This window comes from Nocardioides sp. NPDC127503 (genome assembly GCF_040302165.1).
Lineage (GTDB): Bacteria > Actinomycetota > Actinomycetes > Propionibacteriales > Nocardioidaceae > Nocardioides.
Window position 1 is genome coordinate 126,441 of the sequence record NZ_JBEORH010000007.1, and the last position, 18,681, is coordinate 145,121.

General features: G+C 70.5%; 21 protein-coding genes and 1 tRNA gene. 15 read left to right on the plus strand and 7 right to left on the minus strand.

Annotated features, from left to right (window positions below; genetic code table 11):
• Positions 1-4: 4 nt before the first annotated feature.
• On the plus strand, positions 5-814 hold the full coding sequence (locus ABTW65_RS17140; protein WP_350662156.1) for a HoxN/HupN/NixA family nickel/cobalt transporter: 810 nt from the start codon (positions 5-7) through the stop codon (positions 812-814).
• Positions 815-829: 15 nt separating this feature from the next.
• Here the strand turns inward: ABTW65_RS17140 and ABTW65_RS17145 are convergent, their stop codons facing one another.
• Complete coding sequence (locus ABTW65_RS17145; protein ID WP_350662158.1) at positions 830-1,405, minus strand: TerD family protein; 576 nt, start codon at positions 1,403-1,405, stop codon at positions 830-832.
• Positions 1,406-1,460: 55 nt separating this feature from the next.
• Positions 1,461-2,933 (minus strand): glycoside hydrolase family 5 protein, encoded by a 1,473-nt coding sequence (locus ABTW65_RS17150; RefSeq protein WP_350662160.1) that lies wholly within the window; start codon positions 2,931-2,933, stop codon positions 1,461-1,463.
• Between the two features lie 137 nt (positions 2,934-3,070).
• Here ABTW65_RS17150 and ABTW65_RS17155 point away from each other — a divergent pair, with 137 nt between their 5' ends.
• Entirely contained in the window at positions 3,071-5,440 is a 2,370-nt protein-coding gene (locus ABTW65_RS17155; RefSeq protein ID WP_350662162.1) for a phosphoribosyltransferase domain-containing protein, read from the plus strand.
• Positions 5,441-5,445: 5 nt separating this feature from the next.
• Complete coding sequence (locus ABTW65_RS17160; RefSeq protein WP_350662164.1) at positions 5,446-6,282, plus strand: ribokinase; 837 nt, start codon at positions 5,446-5,448, stop codon at positions 6,280-6,282.
• Here the strand turns inward: ABTW65_RS17160 and ABTW65_RS17165 are convergent.
• Positions 6,279-7,172 (minus strand): bifunctional helix-turn-helix transcriptional regulator/GNAT family N-acetyltransferase, encoded by an 894-nt coding sequence (locus ABTW65_RS17165; protein ID WP_350662165.1) that lies wholly within the window; start codon positions 7,170-7,172, stop codon positions 6,279-6,281. The genes ABTW65_RS17160 and ABTW65_RS17165 overlap by 4 nt on opposite strands.
• A gap of 117 nt (positions 7,173-7,289) precedes the next feature.
• Between ABTW65_RS17165 and ABTW65_RS17170 the strand changes: the two genes are divergently transcribed.
• Positions 7,290-8,171: a Vgb family protein gene (locus tag ABTW65_RS17170; protein ID WP_350662167.1), complete on the plus strand. Its 882-nt coding sequence runs from the start codon at positions 7,290-7,292 to the stop codon at positions 8,169-8,171.
• 63 nt (positions 8,172-8,234) lie between these two features.
• Here ABTW65_RS17170 and ABTW65_RS17175 read toward each other — a convergent pair.
• Positions 8,235-8,310: transfer RNA gene (locus ABTW65_RS17175), tRNA-His, on the minus strand.
• A 48-nt stretch (positions 8,311-8,358) separates the two neighbouring features.
• Positions 8,359-9,027, minus strand: a complete 669-nt coding sequence (orn, locus tag ABTW65_RS17180) for an oligoribonuclease (RefSeq protein ID WP_350662169.1) — start codon at positions 9,025-9,027, stop codon at positions 8,359-8,361.
• A gap of 105 nt (positions 9,028-9,132) precedes the next feature.
• On the opposite strand from orn, the gene ABTW65_RS17185 reads away from it, so the two are divergent.
• The 4 genes from ABTW65_RS17185 (at position 9,133) to ABTW65_RS17200 (ending at position 12,613) form a co-directional block, all read left to right on the plus strand.
• Positions 9,133-9,891, plus strand: a complete 759-nt coding sequence (locus ABTW65_RS17185) for a DsbA family protein (protein ID WP_350662171.1) — start codon at positions 9,133-9,135, stop codon at positions 9,889-9,891.
• A 130-nt stretch (positions 9,892-10,021) separates the two neighbouring features.
• Positions 10,022-10,783, plus strand: a complete 762-nt coding sequence (locus tag ABTW65_RS17190) for an FkbM family methyltransferase (RefSeq protein WP_350662173.1) — start codon at positions 10,022-10,024, stop codon at positions 10,781-10,783.
• A 9-nt stretch (positions 10,784-10,792) separates the two neighbouring features.
• The gene (locus ABTW65_RS17195; RefSeq protein ID WP_350662176.1) at positions 10,793-11,209 is read left to right on the plus strand and encodes a limonene-1,2-epoxide hydrolase family protein; all 417 of its coding nucleotides are present in this window, start codon (positions 10,793-10,795) and stop codon (positions 11,207-11,209) included.
• A 78-nt stretch (positions 11,210-11,287) separates the two neighbouring features.
• The gene (locus ABTW65_RS17200; protein ID WP_350662177.1) at positions 11,288-12,613 is read left to right on the plus strand and encodes a hypothetical protein; all 1,326 of its coding nucleotides are present in this window, start codon (positions 11,288-11,290) and stop codon (positions 12,611-12,613) included.
• 6 nt (positions 12,614-12,619) lie between these two features.
• Here ABTW65_RS17200 and ABTW65_RS17205 read toward each other — a convergent pair whose 3' ends face one another.
• Entirely contained in the window at positions 12,620-13,201 is a 582-nt protein-coding gene (locus ABTW65_RS17205; protein WP_350662179.1) for a dihydrofolate reductase family protein, read from the minus strand.
• An 81-nt stretch (positions 13,202-13,282) separates the two neighbouring features.
• On the opposite strand from ABTW65_RS17205, the gene ABTW65_RS17210 reads away from it, so the two are divergent.
• From ABTW65_RS17210 to ABTW65_RS17225, 4 genes are read left to right on the plus strand one after another with little or no spacing between them, the layout of a single operon-like run.
• A complete protein-coding gene (locus ABTW65_RS17210; protein ID WP_350662181.1) occupies positions 13,283-13,729 on the plus strand; it encodes a group II truncated hemoglobin in 447 nt (148 codons plus the stop codon).
• A gap of 9 nt (positions 13,730-13,738) precedes the next feature.
• Complete coding sequence (locus ABTW65_RS17215; protein WP_350662183.1) at positions 13,739-14,806, plus strand: NAD(P)H-dependent flavin oxidoreductase; 1,068 nt, start codon at positions 13,739-13,741, stop codon at positions 14,804-14,806.
• A 35-nt stretch (positions 14,807-14,841) separates the two neighbouring features.
• Entirely contained in the window at positions 14,842-15,240 is a 399-nt protein-coding gene (locus ABTW65_RS17220; protein WP_350662185.1) for a VOC family protein, read from the plus strand.
• A 23-nt stretch (positions 15,241-15,263) separates the two neighbouring features.
• Positions 15,264-15,782, plus strand: coding sequence for a mycothiol transferase (locus ABTW65_RS17225; RefSeq protein WP_350662187.1), 519 nt, complete (start codon positions 15,264-15,266; stop codon positions 15,780-15,782).
• Between the two features lie 13 nt (positions 15,783-15,795).
• Here the strand turns inward: ABTW65_RS17225 and ABTW65_RS17230 are convergent, their stop codons facing one another.
• Positions 15,796-16,449 (minus strand): NAD(P)H-binding protein, encoded by a 654-nt coding sequence (locus tag ABTW65_RS17230; RefSeq protein WP_350662188.1) that lies wholly within the window; start codon positions 16,447-16,449, stop codon positions 15,796-15,798.
• A 134-nt stretch (positions 16,450-16,583) separates the two neighbouring features.
• Between ABTW65_RS17230 and ABTW65_RS17235 the strand changes: the two genes are divergently transcribed.
• Genes ABTW65_RS17235 through ABTW65_RS17245 form a run of 3 tightly spaced genes read left to right on the plus strand, consistent with a single transcriptional unit; the run spans position 16,584 to position 18,671 of the window.
• Positions 16,584-16,991 carry a DUF6069 family protein gene (locus ABTW65_RS17235; protein ID WP_350662190.1) on the plus strand — a complete coding sequence of 136 codons (408 nt, stop codon included), beginning with the start codon at positions 16,584-16,586 and terminating at the stop codon, positions 16,989-16,991.
• Positions 16,992-17,001: 10 nt separating this feature from the next.
• Positions 17,002-18,066 (plus strand): sensor histidine kinase, encoded by a 1,065-nt coding sequence (locus ABTW65_RS17240; protein ID WP_350662192.1) that lies wholly within the window; start codon positions 17,002-17,004, stop codon positions 18,064-18,066.
• Positions 18,063-18,671 (plus strand): response regulator, encoded by a 609-nt coding sequence (locus ABTW65_RS17245; RefSeq protein WP_350662193.1) that lies wholly within the window; start codon positions 18,063-18,065, stop codon positions 18,669-18,671. Before ABTW65_RS17240 ends, ABTW65_RS17245 begins: the two co-directional genes overlap by 4 nt.
• The last annotated feature ends 10 nt before the right edge of the window (positions 18,672-18,681 follow it).

Genomic DNA, 18,681 nt, shown 5'->3' on the forward strand with positions numbered 1-18,681 from the left:
TGACATGGACGATTTCTTGACGGGTGACTGGTTCGGCGCGGCGGCCCTGGTCGAGCGCGTGCAGGGCTATCTGGACGAGCCCGGCATCGCCGCGGCCGCCTTCGTGCTCGCCTTCGCCGCCGGCGCGGCGCACGCGATCGCGCCAGGCCACGGCAAGACCCTGGCGGCGGCGTACCTGATCGGCGCGGAGGGCCGGGTGCGCGACGCCGCCTGGCTGGGCGGCTCGGTGGCAGTGATGCACACCTTCTCGGTGCTGGTCATCGCGGTGGCTTGGGCGTTCTTCTCGCTCTCGGATCTCGTACGCCTGGAGAACCTCACCGCCGGGCTGCAGATCGTCGCCGGGGTGCTGGTCGTCGGCACCGGGCTCTGGCTGCTGCGCCGGCACTGGCGCGCTGCCCGCTCGGGGGCCGGACACGGGCACTCCCACGGGCACTCCCACGGGCACCCCCATGGCCACTCCGGCGAGCACGGACACGGTCACCGCGAAGGCGTACGCCGCCCCGGCATCGTCCTGCTCGGCATCTCCGGCGGCCTGACGCCGTCCCCGGGCGCGTTCCTTGTCCTGGTGACCGGCCTGTTCGCGGGCCGCTCGGCGTTCGCGCTGCTGCTGGTGATCACCTTCGGCCTGGGAATGGCGACGATCCTGTTCGGCGTCGGCCTGCTGGCTCTGGCCGGTAACAACCTCGTGGTCCGCGTCGCCGAGTCGAAGACCTACCTCCAGGTCGCGGCGAAGGTCACCCCGATCCTGGCCGCGCTCGGCGTCACGGTCCTCGGCGCCGGCCTCACCGTCGTCGGTGTCGGCTCACTCGGCTGACCGCGACCTCAGGGTTCAGAGCGTCGGAGCGATCGAGGGCAGCAGGTCCTGGAACGTACGTCCGTTGCCGATCTCGCCCAGCGCGGTCATCGCCCAGCCACCGTCCTGACGGCTGACCTTGGCCATGATCTCCGCGGTGTGCGGGCCGGTCTGGCTCACGTCGAAGCGGGCGATCTCGGTGCGGGTGTTCTCGTCGACCAGACGGCAGAAGGCGTTCTGGATCTGGGCGAAGCTCTGTCCGGTGAAGGAGTTGATCGTGAACACGATCTGCGCGACCTCGGCGGGCACGCGGTCCAGGTGGACGATGATCGACTCGTCATCGCCCTCGCCGGCACCGGTGCGGTTGTCGCCGGTGTGGACGACGGCGCCGTCCCTGGACTTCAGCTGTCGGAACCAGGCCTGGTCGAGGTGGGCGCCGGTCGCGTCGTAGAGGATCGCGGAGGCGTCCATGTCGACGTCGGCGCCACGGAACCCGCCGAAGAGGCCCTGTCTGACCGCGTCCCAGCCGAGCGCTATCCGTACGTGCGTCATGCTGCTGCCGTCACCTGTGGTGAGCGGGACCGACTGCCCCTTGGCGAGCGAGACGGACAAGTGATCCTCCGAGGGCTGGACCGACGCGGGCCGGAGCGGGCGGGACACCACCACCCTAGTCAATCGTGACGGTCACCGGCTCGGTTCCGGTCGCCTCGACCAGGATCCGGTTGTGCTCGGCCTCGCCGACGACCCGGCCGCCCTCGACATCGATGTCCGCCCCGGAGGGATAGTGGATCGGGCTGACGAAGATCTCGGTCGGCTCGTCGATCTCCGCGGACGGCTCGTAGGTGTAGCTGAACGCGCCGGTGGCGGGGTCGAAGGAGAGGTTAACTGGGCTGCCGGCCGTGGCCTGCGGGTAGGTGCGGACCAGCGTACGCAGCTTCTCGGGCTTCACCGTCGAGAGATCGGCGTCGTCCGCGAACATCCCCTGCGCGCCGTCGGCGGTGGTCGGGTCGTCCCAGTGCTTGTAGGCCCAGTGCATCCAGGAGGTGAAGTGATCGTCGGCCGAGGCGGTGTCGATGGCCAGCAGCTCGGTGTTGTCGGTCGCGCCGAACTCCGACATCAGGTTGGTCGCGCCCATCGTCTCGGCCTGCTCGAGCGCCTTGAGGTTATGGGTCTCGTCATAGTCCTTGCAGCCGCTGACGCCGACCGGGATGCCCTGGGAGTCGAGGTAGCCGTACGGGCAGTAGCTGTGCCAGGAGTAGCCGACCTGGTCGTCGTTGGCCGGCCCGAAGCTCGAGTTGGGGACCTGGTTGGCGAGCAGCTGCGACTCGTACCAGACGATCCCGTCGGGGTCGGACCGGCGGATCGCCGCCGTCGCCCGCTCGTACGCCGGCTGGAACTCGTCCCGGTAGGAGCTCGCGCACCCGGTGATCGGGCAGGTCAGCCACTCCCGGCCCGCCCACGGCTCGTTGATGAGGTCGTAGCCCATCGAGTAGGGCTGGTCGCCCCACCGCTCCGCGACCGCGCCCCAAGCCGCGGCCCAGCCGTCCTGGACGCCGTTCTTGTTGGCCCAGAAGTTGTCGTAGACGGTGGCCAGCTCGGGCGTGATGTACGTCGCCGGGAAGGACAGCTTGATCGGCGGGTGCAGGTTGTAGGGCGCCGGCCGCTTCGCTGCCCAGTCGGGCACGCCCTCGCCGCCGTAGGTCTCGTGCCACATGTCCTGGTGGAAGTCGTACTGCATCCAGATGCCCTGGTCGGCGAGCAGGTCGATCACCCGCTGCCAGTCGTCGAGGTAGTCCTCGTCGACCTGTCCGGGGGCGTCCGGCGTCACGCCTGCCCACAGGGTGCCGATCCGGGCGCCGTTGAAGCCGTGCTCCGCCAGCCATTCCGCGTCGGCGGCGGTGAAGCCCTCGGGCGAGTCGGGTGGGACGTACGGATCGTGCTTCCAGACCAGGTTCTGACCGTGCACCAGCACGATCCGGCCGTGCTGGTCGACCAGCCAGCGCCCCTCGCGGGACAGCCGTGGCGTCTCCTCCGCCGGGTCTGCGCCAGCTGGCCCGACCGGGCTCAACAGCGAGGTCCCGAAGGCGAGCACGGCCGCCGCGGCGGCCACGATTCCGATGCTTCCCGAGCGACGAGGCATGTGCGGAACCTATTGCTCCCCGACGCAACCGACAAGAACGTGTTCTCATTCTGGACGTCTGGGCCGCTTGGACGGGCTCCGCAGTGGACATGGGTGCCCTACGTGCGGTTGAGTCAGATGAGGAGCATTGGGGGAGAATGTCACCTGTGAGAGACGAAGCGAGCGGCTGGTCAGGCACCTGGGTGGCCGAACGTCTGGGCGTGCGTCTGCGGACGACCGACGCGCCGAGCGGGATGATGCTCACCGATCTGGTCGGTCTTGCGGTGCGACGCAACCCTCGCCGCGCGCAGCTCCTCGTCTCCTCCGTCCTCGGCAAGCACGTCCCGACCGACCCACGTCTGGTCACCGACGCCGGGCTGCGCCTGGGGGCCAAGGCGCGCGCCGCGGTCACAGGTGACGCGGTGGTCCTCGGCTACGCCGAGACCGCGACCGCGCTCGGCCATCTCGTCGCCGACGCCATCGGGGCGCCCTACCTGCACTCCACCCGTAGGGTCGTCGACGGGATCGAGTCCGTCGCCGACTTCTACGAAGAGCACTCGCACGCGACTGCCCACCGGCTGCTCCCCGCCGACCCCGCCTTCCTGGCCCGCGCCGACACCCTGGTGCTGGTCGACGACGAGGTCATCACCGGCAAGACCGTCGTCAACACCATCCGGGCGCTGCACAAGAAGTTCCCGCACAAGCACTACGTCGTGGCCGCGCTCGTCGACCTGCGCTCGGAGGCCGACCGGGGCCGGATGGAGCGCTCGATCAAGCGGCTGCGCGCGACCTTGGACGTGGTCTCCCTCGCGAGCGGCGAGATCGAGCTGCCCGAGGATCTCGCCGACAACGGCAACCGGCTCATCGACACCGTCGAGAACCTCCGCCAGTTGGCCGGCGTCGAGTCGAGCCAGCGACCGCGCGGCGAGGTCGTCCAGGTCGTCGCGACCTGGCCACGCGCAGTTCCGGAGGGTGGCCGCCACGGCTTCGCGCCCAGTGCCGCCGGCTCCTACGAGTCGGCAGTCACGGTGACCGCCGCGGCCGTCGCCGGCCGTATCCCCGACGGCCCGGTGCACGTCCTCGGCACCGAGGAGCTGATGTACGCACCGCTGCGGATCGCCTCCGCCCTGGCGGACCGGCGCGCGGCCGAGGGCCGCCGCCACGAGATCACCTACTCGACCACGACGCGGTCGCCGGTGCTCGACGTCGACGACCCGGGCTATGCGATCCGCACCGCGATCACCTTCCCGTCCCACGACGCGCCGGCCGACGGCGACGAGCCACGCTTCGCCTACAACCTGCGTGAGGGCGCCTTCGAGACGATCGTGCTGGTCGTCGACGAGCCGGCCGACACCCCCGCGCTGCACGAGGAGGGCGGTCTGGTCGACCAGCTCGCCCGGATCGCGCCGCGGGTCGTGGTCGTGACCATCCCGGCGTACGCCCCGGAGCCGCGTCACGACCAGCCGGCCCGGCAGCTGCCTGCCCCGCTCCACGGACCGGCCTTCGGCTCCTACGAGCGCGACGACGTCGCCTGGCTGCTCAAGGACCTGTCCGCGGACGAGGCGGAGACGCCGGCCGAGGAGCACGCGGAGGCACAGCGGGAGCTCTTCGACGAAGCCCTGACCGCATCGGCTCAGCGGGTTGCGTACGCCATCGGCCTGGTCACCGAGCAGGTGCTGGCCCGGCGCGGGCAGGACGCCGTGCTGGTCTCCCTGGTGCGTGCCGGCACCCCGATCGGCGTGCTGATGCGACGCTGGGCGCAGCGCGTGCACGGGCTCGACCTGCCCCACTACGCGATCTCGCTGATTCGCGGTCGCGGCATCGACCAGACCGCGCTCGCCTATCTGGCCGCCCATCACGACCCCGCGCAGGTGATGTTCGTGGACGGGTGGACCGGCACCGGCGCGATCGCCCGGGAGCTGGCGGCGTCGGTCGAGAAGGCCAACTCGACGCTCGACGCCCATCTGGCCTCGCCGTTCTCCCCGGAGCTCGCGGTCCTCGCCGACCCGGGCCGGAGCGTGGCCGTCTACGGCACTCGCGAGGACTACCTGATCCCGTCGGCGTGCCTCGGCTCGAGCGTCTCGGGCCTCGTCTCGCGCCCGATCATCGATGACGACCGGGTCAGCCCGAACGACTTCCACGGTGCGGTGTTCCACTCCGACCTGGCCGCCGCTGACGTGTCCAAGAAGTTCATCGACACGGTCGCGGCCCGCTTCCCGATCGTGCGCACCAAGGTGATGCTCGACCTCGCTGCCCACCTCGGCGGCGACCACACACCCACCTGGGTGGGCTGGGACGCGGTCGAAGAGGTCGCCGAGAAGTTCGCGGACGGCGACGTCGGCCTGATCGAGGCCGGTGTCGACGAGACCATCCGGCTGCTGCTGCACGGCGAGCCGTCGACGATCCTGGTCGACCCGGCGCGTGACGCCGACCTGGGCCAGATCAAGAAGCTCGCCGAGGCGCGCGGAGTGCCGCTGGAGCGGATCTCCGGCCTGCCCTACTCCTGCATCGGCCTCGTACGTCCCTGATGCCGGTGCGCCCACCACAGGACTTGGTCGTCGTCGGCAGCATCAACGTCGACCTGACGGCGCTCGTCGAGCGGCTGCCGGGCGCGGGGGAGACCGTCGGTGGCGGCCGCCTGCGCCGTGACGTCGGCGGGAAGGGTGCCAACCAGGCCGTCGCGGCGAGCCGGCTGGGAGCGCGGGTGCGGATGGTCGGCGCGGTCGGCTCCGATGCCGATGGCGGCTGGGCGGTCGAGACGATCCGCGCCGCGGGGGTCGATGTCGCAGGCATCCGCATCACCGACTCGCCGACAGGGACGGCGCTGATCGCCGTCGACGCGGCGGGGGAGAACCAGATCGTGGTGTGCAGCGGTGCCAACGCGTCGGTCGGCGCCGACGGGATCTCGGCCGGGGCGGACGAGGCGGTGCTGATGCAGCTCGAGCTGTCCCTGGACGTGGTCCGCGCCGTCGCCGCGCGGGTGTCAGGCTTCGTCGCGCTCAACGCGGCCCCAGCACAGCCGCTCCCGGCCGATCTCGTCGACCGGGTGGACCTGTTCATCGTCAACGAGACCGAGTACGCCGCGATGCCCGAGCTGCGTGCGGCCCGGCGGGTCGCGGTGACCTACGGCGCCTCGGGTGCGGCCATGATCGCGGAGGGCGCCGAGACCGCTCGCGTGCCCGCCGCACGGGCGCCGGACGTGGTCAACACCGTCGGCGCCGGCGACGCGTTCTCCGCGGCGCTCACCCTCGCGATCCAGGGCGGCGCGCCGGACGAGCAGGCGCTGCGTACGGCCTGCGCGGTCGGCGCCGCCGCGGTCGCGCATCCCAGCGCCCAGCCGCCGCTGGAGCGGTTGGAGACGTACGCCTAGCCCAGTTCCTTGCGGAAGAAGTGGGTGGCGTGGGGGTTGTCGTTGTAGCGGTCGATGCGCTCGTAGCCGGCCCGCTCGTACATCCCGATCGCCTCGCTGAGGACGTCGCGGGTGTCGAGGCGTACGACCTGGTGTCCCAGCCGCAGCGCCTCGGCCTCGAGGTGGCGCAGCAGGCGTGAGCCGAGGCCCGCGCCGCGCCAGGCGGGGTCGACCCACATGCGCTTGATCTCGCCGGTCCCATCGAACTCACGCACCGCGCCCGAGGCGACCGGTGCGCCGTCGCTGGCGGCCACGAAGAAGGCGCCGTGGGGCGGCCGCAGGGAGGGGTCGTCGCCGAAGCCCTCGTCGCCGACCGTGAACCCGAAGCGGTCGCCGATCTCGGCGAAGTAGTGGCCCATCGCCTCCTGGGCCATCGGGTCGCGCGGGTCGACCTGCTCGATGGTGATCGCGGCGGCCCGCACCAGCAGGTCGGCCGTCGCGAGGGCCTCGTTGAGACGGTCGCGCTGCCGCTGCGTCAGCGGGTCGAGAAGCAGGTGGGCACGCTCCTCGGAGCGGCGCTCGAGGTCGTCCCACTGCTTGAGGCCGTCCTCGGTCAGCACCACCAGCCGGCGGCGACCGTCGGCCGGGTCGCGGTCCATCGCGACGTACCCCTTGCTCTCCAGCGTCCGCAGCATCCGGCTGACGTAGCCGGAGTCGAGGTTGCCGAGGCGGGTCCTGAGGTCCTGCACCGTTGTGGCCGGGGCGGAGTCCGAGGTGGCGAGCCCGATCTCGTAGAGGATCCGGGCCGTGCCATAGGGGAGACCACTGCCGAGGAAAGAGTCCTCGAGCGCTCCCACCCGACGGACGTAGCTCATGTTGAACTTGCGCATCACCGAGGTGTCCACTGTCATATACCTGACTTTAGTCAGGTAAATCCAGGATTCCAAGGATGGCCCGAAAACCAGTTGTTCGGGCGTCCGCTGCGAGGCGAGAGTGGGTGCGCCGAAGCCGAACGGAGAAAGGCCTCTATGACACCCGAACAGCCTGGCCGCATCACCGAGCATCCAGTGCGGGGCCGTGGCCCGTACGCCATCGCCGCAGGTCCGGACGATGCGCTCTGGTTCACCCTGGAGGGCAGTGGTGAGATCGGCCGCCTCGTCCCGGGAGGGTCTCCGGTCACGTTCCAGCTGGCGGCCGACTGCGGCCCGACGATCATCGCGCCCGGGCCGGATGGCGCGCTGTGGTTCACCGAGTACCGCGCCAACCGGATCGGCCGGATCACGGTCGACGGCGCGGTGGGCGAGCATGCGCTGCGGGAGTGCGGGCCGTACGGGATCGCAGTCGGTCCCGACGGCGCGATGTGGTTCACCGCGACCACGACGGACTCCATCGGACGCATCTCCACCGACGGCACGGTCACCGAGATTCCGCTCCCGATCACCGAGGCGTTCCCGTCGGCGATCGTGGCCGGCCCGGACGAGGCGCTGTGGTTCACGATGAACCGGGCCAACGCGATCGGCCGGATCGACCTGCGCGGCGAGGTGACGGTGCACGAGCTCCCCACTCCCGACGCAGCGCCGGTCGGCATCACGCTCGGCCCCGATGGCGCGCTGTGGTTCGTCGAGATCGCGGCGGGCCAGATCGGCCGCATCACCGTGGACGGAAAGATCACCGAGCATCCGTTGCCCGACCGCGGTGCGCGCCCGCACGCCATCGTGGCCGGCGCCGATGAGCTCTGGTTCTCCGAATGGGGCGGCAACCGGGTCAGGTCGATCACCACGGCCGGCGTGATCGAGTCAGTCGCGCTGCCGACCCCGAACTCCGAGCCGCATGGCCTCACCATCGGGTCGGACGGCGCGCTCTGGGTCGCTCTCGAGCACGGTGCGCTGGCTCGCGTCACGCTCAAATAGATGAAGGGCGAGGTTCAAACCTCCAGAGGTTGTCCCTCTGGTGGAGGTTTGAACCTCGCCATATGGGGTGAGCGACGGGGCTTGAACCCGCGACCCTCGCGACCACAACGCGATGCTCTACCAGCTGAGCTACGCCCACCATCGGCTCGGACAGCGCATGTTCGAGCCAGCAAGAATCATAGGGGAATCAGACCGGATCTGTGGAATCGGGGGTGGCCGCCGGGTCGCCGAGGCCGGTGATCGAGGCTCCGTGGCGGCCGGCGATCTCCTTCGCCACCTCGGAGTCCGGTCCGGGCATCGGCACGAAGACCGCCTCGCGGTAGTAGCGAAGCTCCTCGATCGACTCCTGGATGTCGGCCAGCGCGCGGTGGTTGCCGCGCTTGGGCGGAGCCGAGAAGTAGGCCCGCGGGAACCAGCGACGCGACAGCTCCTTGATCGAGGAGACGTCGACGTTGCGGTAGTGGAGGAAGCCCTCCAGCTCGGGCATGTCGCGGGCGAGGAAGTTGCGGTCGGTGGCCACCGTGTTGCCGCCGAGCGGCGGCCGGGAGTCCTTGCCGCAGTGCTCCCAGACGTACGCCAGGACCTGCTCCTCCGCCTCGCGCATCGGCACACCGTTCTCGAGCTCGACCAGCAGGCCGGACTTGGTGTGCATGTCGCGTACGAAGTCGTCCATCTGCTCCAGCGCCTCGGCCGGGGGCTTGATGATGATGTCGACCCCGTCGCCGAGCACGTTGAGATCGAAGTCGGTGACGAGGGCTGCCACCTCGATGAGCGCATCGTGCTCGAGGGACAGCCCGGTCATCTCGCAGTCGATCCAGACCAGACGTTCGTTCAGTGAAGCCACGCAGAGCACCATAACGCCGCTGGTCGCCGGCTTCGCGGAGGGATAGGCGACGATGTGATAACGGTTCCCATGGCGTGGTTTCAGGCTGCGCTCAGGAGATCGACCTATGTTGGCTCCATGAGCACGGATTCAGCCAGCAGCCACTCGCGCAAGGAGAAGCGTGAGGCACGCGCTGCCAAGGCCGCCGCGGAGCTGGAGGCTCTGCGCAAGAAGCAGGCCCGCAAGTCGATCCTCACCGTCGCGGCGGTCGTCGTCGCCATCGCGGTGATCATCGGTGGCCTCGTCTGGTTCAGCCTGAACCGATCCGGGGACAGCAAGGTCACCGCGGTCGAGGCCGGCAGCAGCGAGCACGGCCTGGTGATCGGCCCCGACGACGCGCCTCACAAGGTCGTCATCTACGAGGACTTCCTGTGCCCCTACTGCGCTGAGTTCGAGGCCGCTTCCCGCGACGATCTCGCCGAGCTGGCCGCCGACGGCAAGGTCCAGGTCGACTACCGCCCGTTCGTGCTCCTCGACCAGGTCGGCCCCTACTCCGAGCTCGCCACCTCGGCCTTCGCGGTCGTCCAGGAGGAGGCCGGCGACGAGGTCGCCAAGACCTTCCACGACCTGCTCTTCGAGAACCAGCCCAGCGAGTCCGGCCCGTTCCCGAAGGCCGCCGATCTCGTCGATCTCGCCGTCGAGGCCGGTGCCGAGGAGTCGGCCGTCAAGGAGCGCATCGAGAACCTCGACGGCAAGGCCTGGGCCGACGCCGCCACCAAGGCCGCCGCCGACGACGGTATCCAGGGCACTCCGACCGTCCTGCTCGACGGAGAGCAGTTCCAGGACGGCAACACCGTCCAGGAGTACGCGGACAACCTGGTCGAGCAGATCTCCTGACCCTGGCTCGGGCTGCGTGCGGCCTGATCCGCGTCGCCCAAGGTTCGGCTGGCGTTTCCGTAGGCACTTTAGGGTTCGGCGACAGCCAATGGCGGCTGGGCCGGAAGATCCCTAGGCGAAGGTGCTCGAGATGGCGTATGCGACAACCGAAGACGGGCATCGGATCTATGTGAAGCCGACGGATCCGCGGGCTCTGGGCCTGATCGCCAACAAGGGGCGGATCATCCGTGGCTCGCTGGAGCTGTGGCGGGTGGCGCTCGGGCTCCACGAGTGGCAGACGGTGATCGACATCGGCGTGAACTACGGCGAGATGCTCGTCGGGGTGGAGATCCCGAAGGGTGCGGAGCTGATCGGGTTCGAGCCGAACACCTCGCTGCACAAGGTGCTGCGCAAGACCCTGGACACCCGCGGGACCACGATCGACCTGCGCTCGCAGGCCGTGGCCGACAAGCCCGGCACCGCGCGGTTCGCGGTCGACCGGACCTGGTCGGGGACGTCGTCGCTGTACGACGAGCGCCACGACGGCTCGGCCCGCTGGCAGCTCCGCGACGTCCAGGTCACCACGCTCGACGAGGTGCTCGGCGGCTCCGGGCGGCCGTTCTGCGTGAAGGTGGATGTCGAGGGCTTCGAGCGCGAGGTCGTCGACGGCGCGGCGCAGTCGCTGGCCGATACTGCCCACTGGGCGCTCATGCTCGAGATCGAGCACATGGACCGTGGCTACCTCGCCGAGTTGGCCAGGACCCGCGACGTGTTCGTGAAGGAGAAGGACTCGACCTCGCTGCGGCGGGTGTCGGGCGGACGGGTCGCTGTCGAGGAGCTTCTCGATGATCCGGCGCTGCACCGGCAGGACTGTCTCGTCCTGAGCCCGGCGCTCGCCGCTGAACAGCGATAACGTGGCGGCATGACCGAGATCCAGATCGTCGAGCAGTTCCTGGCCGCGCTCGAGACCGGTGAGGTCGACGCTGCGCTGGCGCTGTGCGCCGACGACGTCACCTACCAGAACGTGCCCCTCCCGCCCGCGCGCGGCCTCTCCGAGGTCGGGCGCCAGCTGCGGGTCATGGGGAAGTACGCGACCGGTTTCGAGGTGCGGATGATCAACATCGCCTCCAACGGCCCGGTGGTGCTCACCGAACGCATCGACGTCCTCAGCCGCGGCTCGGTCTCGGCCGAGTTCTGGGTGTGCGGCACCTTCGAGGTTCGCGACGGCAAGATCGTGCTCTGGCGCGACTACTTCGACTGGACGACGTTCATCGCGGCCGGCATCAAGGGCGTCGGCCAGGCGGCGTTCGGCGCGATCCGGAAGGCCGTTGGCCGCTGAGCCCTTGTGCAGAATGCACGAGGCACATCGTGCACTGTTCTTGTGACGCCAGTCACAACGAGCCCTACTCTCGAAGACATGCCTCGTGCGTCAGCCGCTCTCCTCGCCCTGCTCCTGACTGCTTCCGCTCTGGTCGCCTCGACCGGCACGGCGCTCGCCGACCCCGAACCACCCGGTGACCAGCCGCTTCCCGGCTACACGATCAACAACCCGCCGGTGGCGCCGATCGCCGTCGGCGGCGAGGCGACCACGGTGCGCCAGGGCGTGCACGAGCACGCCGCGTACGTCCTCGAGGTCCCTGCCGACTGGAACGGCGAGCTGGTGATGTGGGCCCACGGTTACCGCGGGCTCAGCTACACGCTGACACCCGAGACCCCGGGGTTCGGGCTGCGGCGTACGTTCCTCGAGCAGGGCTACGCCTGGGCGGCGTCGAGCTACTCGACCAACGGCTACGACGTGGGTGCCGGGGTGCGCTCGACGCGAGACCTGGCGACGTACGCCTCGGAATTGCTGCCGCGCAAGGCGAGCCGCACCTATGTGACCGGGGTGTCGATGGGCGGGCACGTGATCGGGCGCTCGCTGGAGCAGTATCCGGGCTTCTACGACGGTGCGATGCCGATGTGCGGGCAGCTGGGAGATGTGGAGCTCTTCGACTTCTTCGTCGACTACAACCTCGGTGCGCAGGCGCTCGCGGGGCACGACGCCTACCCCTACGACGCCGACTACCAGAGCGTCGACGTCCCGGTGATCAAGGAGCGGCTCGGGCTCGGCGGCACCCTGACCCCTGAGGGCGAGCAGCTGCGGGCGATGACGATCGAGCGCAGCGGTGGCCCGCGCCCGGGCGCGGCGGCGGCCTTCGGGCAGTGGAAGGACTTCCTCTTCACGCTGCCGTCGGTGGACGACGGCGGCACGCTGGGCTTCAACATCGGCAGGGTGGCGACCAACCAGGACACCGTCTACGCGCCGAGCTCGCCGGTCGACCTGAACACGGAGATCGAGCGGATCGACTCCATCGACCCCGCCGGGCGTTACAGCCACCGGCTCAACGCGCCGTCCCGGATCTCCGGTCGTCCCACCGCCCCGGTGGTGAGCCTGCACAACCTCGGCGACATGTTCGTGCCGTTCTCTCTGGAGCAGATCTACGCGCGTGAGGTGGCCCGCCACCACCGCGACGGTCTGGTCGTGCAGCGGGCGATCCGCTCGGCCGGGCACTGCGAGTTCAGCCCTGCCGAGGCCTCGGCCGCCTGGGGCGACCTCGTCGACTGGGTCGAGCACGGCGACCGTCCGGCGGGCGACGACGTGCTCGACCGAGCAGCCGTCGCCGCACCCGACTACGGCTGCACGTTCACCGATCCCGCGGCGTACGGGACCGGGTCGCGTCGTCTCTACGCGCGCTGCCCCTGACCAGCGTCAGCGGACGACGTCGTAGACGAGCTTGATGATGCCGTTGGCGTAGGTCTCCGACTCGACCAGCTCGAGCCGCTGCTTGTCCTTGTCGGTCTCGCTCCACATCGACTTCCCGGCGCCGAGGACGACGGGGAAGACGAGCAGGTGGTAGCGGTCGATCAGGCCGGCGTCGGAGAGGTTGCGGGCGAGCTCGGCGCTGCCGGCGATCAGGATCGGGCCGCCGTCGCCCTGCTTGAGCTTCTCGACCTCGTCGAACGACCTCAGAATGGTCTGCGAGCCCCAGCCCTCGACCAGGGCGTCGTCGCCGAGGGAGGTCGAGACGACGTACTTCGGGATCTCCTTGACCACCGTGAAGTCCTCGATGTCGGGCCAGATCGGAGCGAAGGCCTCATAGCTGCGCCGGCCGAACATCATCGCGCCGGCCTCCTCCATCTCGCTGCCCTTGATCGCGTAGGCCTCCGGCAGGAACTCGATGTCCTTGTAGGTCCAGCCGCCGCTGCGGTGCTGCTCGTATTCGGAGCCGCCGCCGGGGGAGTCGACGACGCCGTCGATGGACACGAAAGCGGAGTAGATGAGTGTGCGCATGGGGCCGATCCTGCCGTGCGGGTCCCCATACCGCCACAAGTATTTCGTTGCGCATCTCGGTGCGGCACGTGATGGTGAGGCATGACCTTGTACGAGGACCTCGGCGGCGGGCCCGCGCTGCGCCGGCTGAGCGACGCGTTCTACGAAAGGGTGCTGGCCGACGAGCTCCTCGCGCCGGTGTTCGCGAACTTCACGCCCACCCATGTCGAGCGGGTCGCGATCTGGCTCGGCGAGATCTTCGGTGGCCCGGCCGACTTCACCGCCAGGCTCGGCGGCCACCAGGCCCTGCTGAATGTTCACCTCGGCCTCGGGATCCGCGAGGAGCACCGGCAGCGCTGGCTCGAGCTGATGCAGTCCGCGATCGAGGAGGTCCTGGTCGACCGGCCGGACCTGCACAAGACGCTGATGGCCTACTTCGACTGGGGCACCGCCATCGCCAAGGACGTCTCCCAGGAGGCGCCGGGGACCGACCTCGGCGACCCGGGGCCGACGCCCCGCTGGGGCCGCGACGGGCTGGTGAAGGACTAGCCTGGCCGGGTGACCGCTCGACGACGTGCTCAGGAGTTCTGCGAGGCGTACGGCCTCTCGATGCCGATCCTTCAGGCGCCGATGGCGGGTGCCTGTCCGCCCGCGGCGGCGGCCGCGGTCGCCGATGCCGGAGGGATGGGAGCGGCGGGGGTGGTGCTCGACTCGCCGGCGCGGATCGCGGAGTGGGTCGCGGAGTTCCGGTCGATGTCGGCGGGGCCGCTCCAGCTGAACATCTGGATCCCCGACCCGCCCGATGACGACCCCGCCAGGATCTCGGCGGCGGAGGAGTTCCTGGGCCGATTCGGTACGCCGGGCCCCGAGCAGCCGCCGGCGCCGTCGTTCGAGGAGCAGTGCGAGGCGATGCTCGCCGCCCGGCCGAGGGCCGTCTCCTCGATCATGGGGCTCTTCTCGCCGGAGTACGTCGACCGCCTGCACGAGGCCGGGATCGCCTGGTTCGCGTGCGCCACGACCCTGGCCGAGGCGCTGGCCGCCCAAGAGGCTGGTGCCGACGCCATCGTCGCGCAGGGTCTCGAGGCCGGCGGGCACCGAGGGGTCTTCGACCCGGGGACGGCGGAGCGTACGTCCGTGGGGCTCTTCGCGCTGCTGCCGCACATCGTCGACGGGGTCGACCTGCCGGTCATCGCCACCGGCGCGATCGCCGACGGGCGTGCCGTAGCCGCCGCGCTGACCCTCGGTGCGAGCGCCGTTCAGGTCGGCACCGCGCTGCTGCGCTCGCCGGAGACCGGGATCGCCGACGCCTGGGCGGCCTCGCTGGACGGCCTCGCGCCGGAGGACACGGTCGCCACCCGCGCCTACTCCGGCCGCCTCGGCCGCGCCGCCCCGACGCCGTATGTGCGCTCCTGGGACGCGCCGGGTGCGCCGTCGCCCGCGCCCTACCCGCACCAGCGCCGCCTGGTCGCCCGGTGGCGCAAGGGAACGCTCGACCCCGCCGCCGAGGCGCCCTTGGACCGGGCCAACCACTGGGCCGGCCAAGCCGCCGGGCGCGCCGTCCCCGAACCCGCCGGCCAGATCGTCGCACGGATGTGGAGCGAAGCCGAGGAGAACCTGCCGTTGTAGGGATGACCTCGGTGCTTGCGGACTACCATCGAGCGATGGAGTCGGTGACGGGCATCGGTGGGGTCTTCTTCCGCGCACGAGACCCGGAGTCGCTGACGCGCTGGTATGAAACGAACCTCGGCGTCGCGCCTCCGCCCGCGTCCTACGACCAGTCCTCGTGGCGCCAGGAAGCCGGCCCGACCGTGTTCGCCCCGATGGCCGAGGAGTCGCCGCACCTCGCCACCGCGCCGGGCACATGGTCGATCAACTTCCGTGTAGGCGACTTGGACGCGATGGTCGCGCAGCTGCGGGACAACGGTGTCCAGGTGAGCGAGCACGAGGAGAGCTATCCCAACGGCCGGTTCGCGGAGCTCGCTGACCCGGAGGGCAATCCGATTCAGCTCTGGGAGCCCGCGGGGGCGGACTCGGTAGACCAGCTGCCGGACGTGGTCTAGAGCGACGGTGTAGAACGGAAGGCATGAGCGAAACCTGGCCCCAGCGACTGCTCGCGGACGGCTTCGGCCGGATCGCGGAGACCCTTCCCGAGATCATCGACGGACTCTCGGTCGACGACCTGCTGTGGCGTCCCTATGACCGCGCCAACTCGATCGCCTGGATCCTGTGGCACATCGCCCGGATGGAGGACGCCCAGATCGCACCGCTCGCCGGCACCGACGAGGTGTGGGCGCGCGACGGCTGGGTGGAGCGGTTCGCACTGCCGTACGCGCCCGGCGCGATGGGCTATGGGCAGAGCGCCGAGGACGTCGCGGCGTTCCGGCTGGAGGACCCGAAACTGCTGACCGGCTACTACCAGGCCGTCCACGAGGTCACGATCGAGCTTGTCGACTCGTTGAGCGAGGACGACCTCGCCCGTGTCATCGATGCGCGCTGGGACCCGCCTGTGACTCTCGCGGTGCGACTGGTCAGCGTCGTGGACGACGCCGCCCAGCACATCGGCCAGGCGGCGTACGTCAAGGGCTTGCTGGGTCTCCGCTGAGTCAGCGCCCGGGTCAGAGGACGGCGGCGATGGCCTCGTCGACCGTGGCCTCGCCCGAGACCAGCTCCCACTGCTTGCCGACGGTGGCGTCGTCGTCGATCACGGCGGCGATGACCGCGGCCACGTCGGCACGCGGGATGGTGTGGCGGTCGAGCTTCTCGGCCAGCTTCACCCGCCCGGTCGGAGCGTCGTCGGTGAGGCCGCCGGGACGCAGGATGGTCCAGGCGAGGTCGCTGTCGCGCAGGGCGATGTCGGCGTCACGCTTGGCCTCGACGTACGCCTTCCACACATCGCCCGCATCGGCCGGGACCGGCACGTCGACGCTGATCGCCGAGACCTGCACGAAGCGCCGGATGCCGGCGGCCTTGGCGCCCGCGATCGACTTGGTCGAGCCCTCCAGGTCGACGGTGCGCTTGCGCTCGATGTTGCCGTCGGGGCCGCCGCCGGCGGCGAAGACCACCGCGTCGCAGCCCGCGAAGGCGGCGGCGAATCCGTCGGCGTCCTGGTTCTCGATGTCGAGCAGGCCCACCTCGGCCCCGAGAGCTTCGAGCTCATCTCGGTAGCTCTCGCTGCGTACGAGCGCGACTGGGGTGTGGCCCGCGGCCGCGAGGATCGGATGGAGATGCAGGGCGACCTTGCCGTGGCCGCCGACGATGGCGATGCGCATGCCTCCACGATAGGCACACCCACCACTGACAATTGTCACCGTCGGGTCCGGACAATCGGATCTGACGCTTGGGTGCCTCGGAGCGCGAGTCTGGAGACGCCACCCGCGGTGGGTGGTGGAGACGGAGGACACGCATGACGACGATGACGAACGAGACCTCGCAGCGCACCCGGGTCGGGTGGCCGCGGATCGTGGGAACGGCGGCCGCCGCGGCCGTGGCGGCGACCGCCTTGTGGCTGCTGTGGACCGCAGCCGGGGGAGTCGAGCTCGAGGTGAAATCGGGCGCCGGCAGCCAACAGATCGGGATCGAGTCGGTGATCGTCAGCAGCCTGCTGATCGCGCTGGCCGGCGGCGGGCTGCTGCGGTGGTGGCAGGGACGCTCGGAGCGCGGGACGAGGCGGTGGACGATGCTCGCCGTCGGGGTCGCCGTGGTCTCCCTGATCACACCGACCAGCGCGCTCACCGTGGCCGCGGGACTGGGGCTCGCGAGCCTGCACGTCGTCGTGGCCGTTGTGGTCATCGCCGGCCTGCGGCGACGGTAAAGTGACGCGCGTGTCCGGCCTGAGGTGTCACCTTCAGCGCCACGGCGTGGTGCTGGTGTGGCTACCGGTGCTGCTCCTCTTTCCGCTGCTCAACCTCTCCGGCGATGAGTTGGCGGCCGCCGGCCAGGTGGTCCTGGTGCTGGCCCTCGCCGCCACCGCGGTCGCTCTCGTGGTCACCGGCCGGGTCCCGGTTCTGCTGCCCGTCCTCGTCGCCCTGATCGTGCTCGCCGCGATCCAGGGCGAGGGCTGGCAGACGGTCTGGGGAGTGCTGGCCATCGTCTCCCCGGCGGTCCTGCGCGGCTGGCGTCTGCTGGTGGCGATCGTCGCGGCCACGGTCGGCGTCGCGGTCTCGATCGCGGTGATCGAGGGCATCGGCGACGCCTACCTGCTCAGCGTCGGCGGCACCTTCCTCACCGGCGTCACCACGACCTCGTTCCTCCGCCTCATCGAGGCCGTCGAGCAGCTCCGCCGCACCCGCGAGGAGCTGGCCCGGGCGGCGGTCGCCGAGGAGCGTGCCCGGATGTCGCGCGACCTCCACGACCTGCTCGGCCACACGCTGAGCGTGATGGTCGTCAAGGCTGAGGCCGTACGCCGCCTGGCGGCTCGTGACCCCGAGGCAGCCGCCGCGCACGCGGCCGACATCGAGGAGGTCGGGCGTGCCGCACTGGCCGACGTCCGGGCCGCCGTCGACCAGATGAAGACGCTCTCCCTGTCCGACGAGCTCGACGGCGCCCGTCGTGCGCTCGACGCCGCCGGGATCCGTACGTCGGTGACCGCTGCCCCGGCCGAGGTGCCCGACATCGCCGGCCAGGCGCTCGCCTGGGTCGTGCGCGAGGGCGCTACGAACGTACTCCGCCACTCCGGGGCGGCCAGCTGCCGTTTCGAGCTCACCGAAGACGGCGGGGAGTTCCGGCTCGCTGTGGTCGACGATGGGGTCGGTGGTCCGACGGACACAGGTGAGAGGTCGGGCGGGCTCGAGGGCCTGCGGCAGCGGTTGCGTGCGGTCGACGGCCGCCTCGACGTACGCCCTGGGGTCGACGGGTTCCGCCTCGAGGCGAGGGTGCCGGCATCGTGATCCGCATCCTGCTCGCCGAGGACCAGGCGATGATGCGCGGCGCGCTCGCCGTGCTGTTCGGGCTGGAAGACGACCTCGAGGTGGTCGCCCAGGTCGGGACCGGCACCGAGATCGTGCCGACGGCGCTCGAGGTACGCCCCGACGTGGCCCTGCTCGACATCGAGCTGCCCGGGATCAGCGGCCTCGAGGCCGCGCGCGAGCTGCGCGCATCAATCCCGGAGTGCCGGGTGATGATCCTGACGACGTTCTCCCGGCCCGGCTATGTGCGCCAGGCGATGGCCGCGGGCGCCGTGGGCTTCCTGGTCAAGGACGGCCCGGTCGAGGAGCTGGCCGACGCGATCCGCCGAGTGCTCCGCGGCGAGACGGTCCTCGACCCCGGCCTGGCCGCCGCCACGCTCCGTGCCGCCCCGAACCCACTGACCGCGCGCGAGCGCGACGTACTCGCGGCTTCCGAGGACGGGTCGAGCATCGCCGACATCGCCGGCCAGCTCTTCCTCTCGCCGAGCACGGTGCGCAACTATCTCTCCGCGGCCATCGGCAAGACCGGCACCCGCAACAAGACCGAGGCCGCCCTCACCGCTCGCCGCAACGGCTGGCTCGCCTGAGACTGCGCGA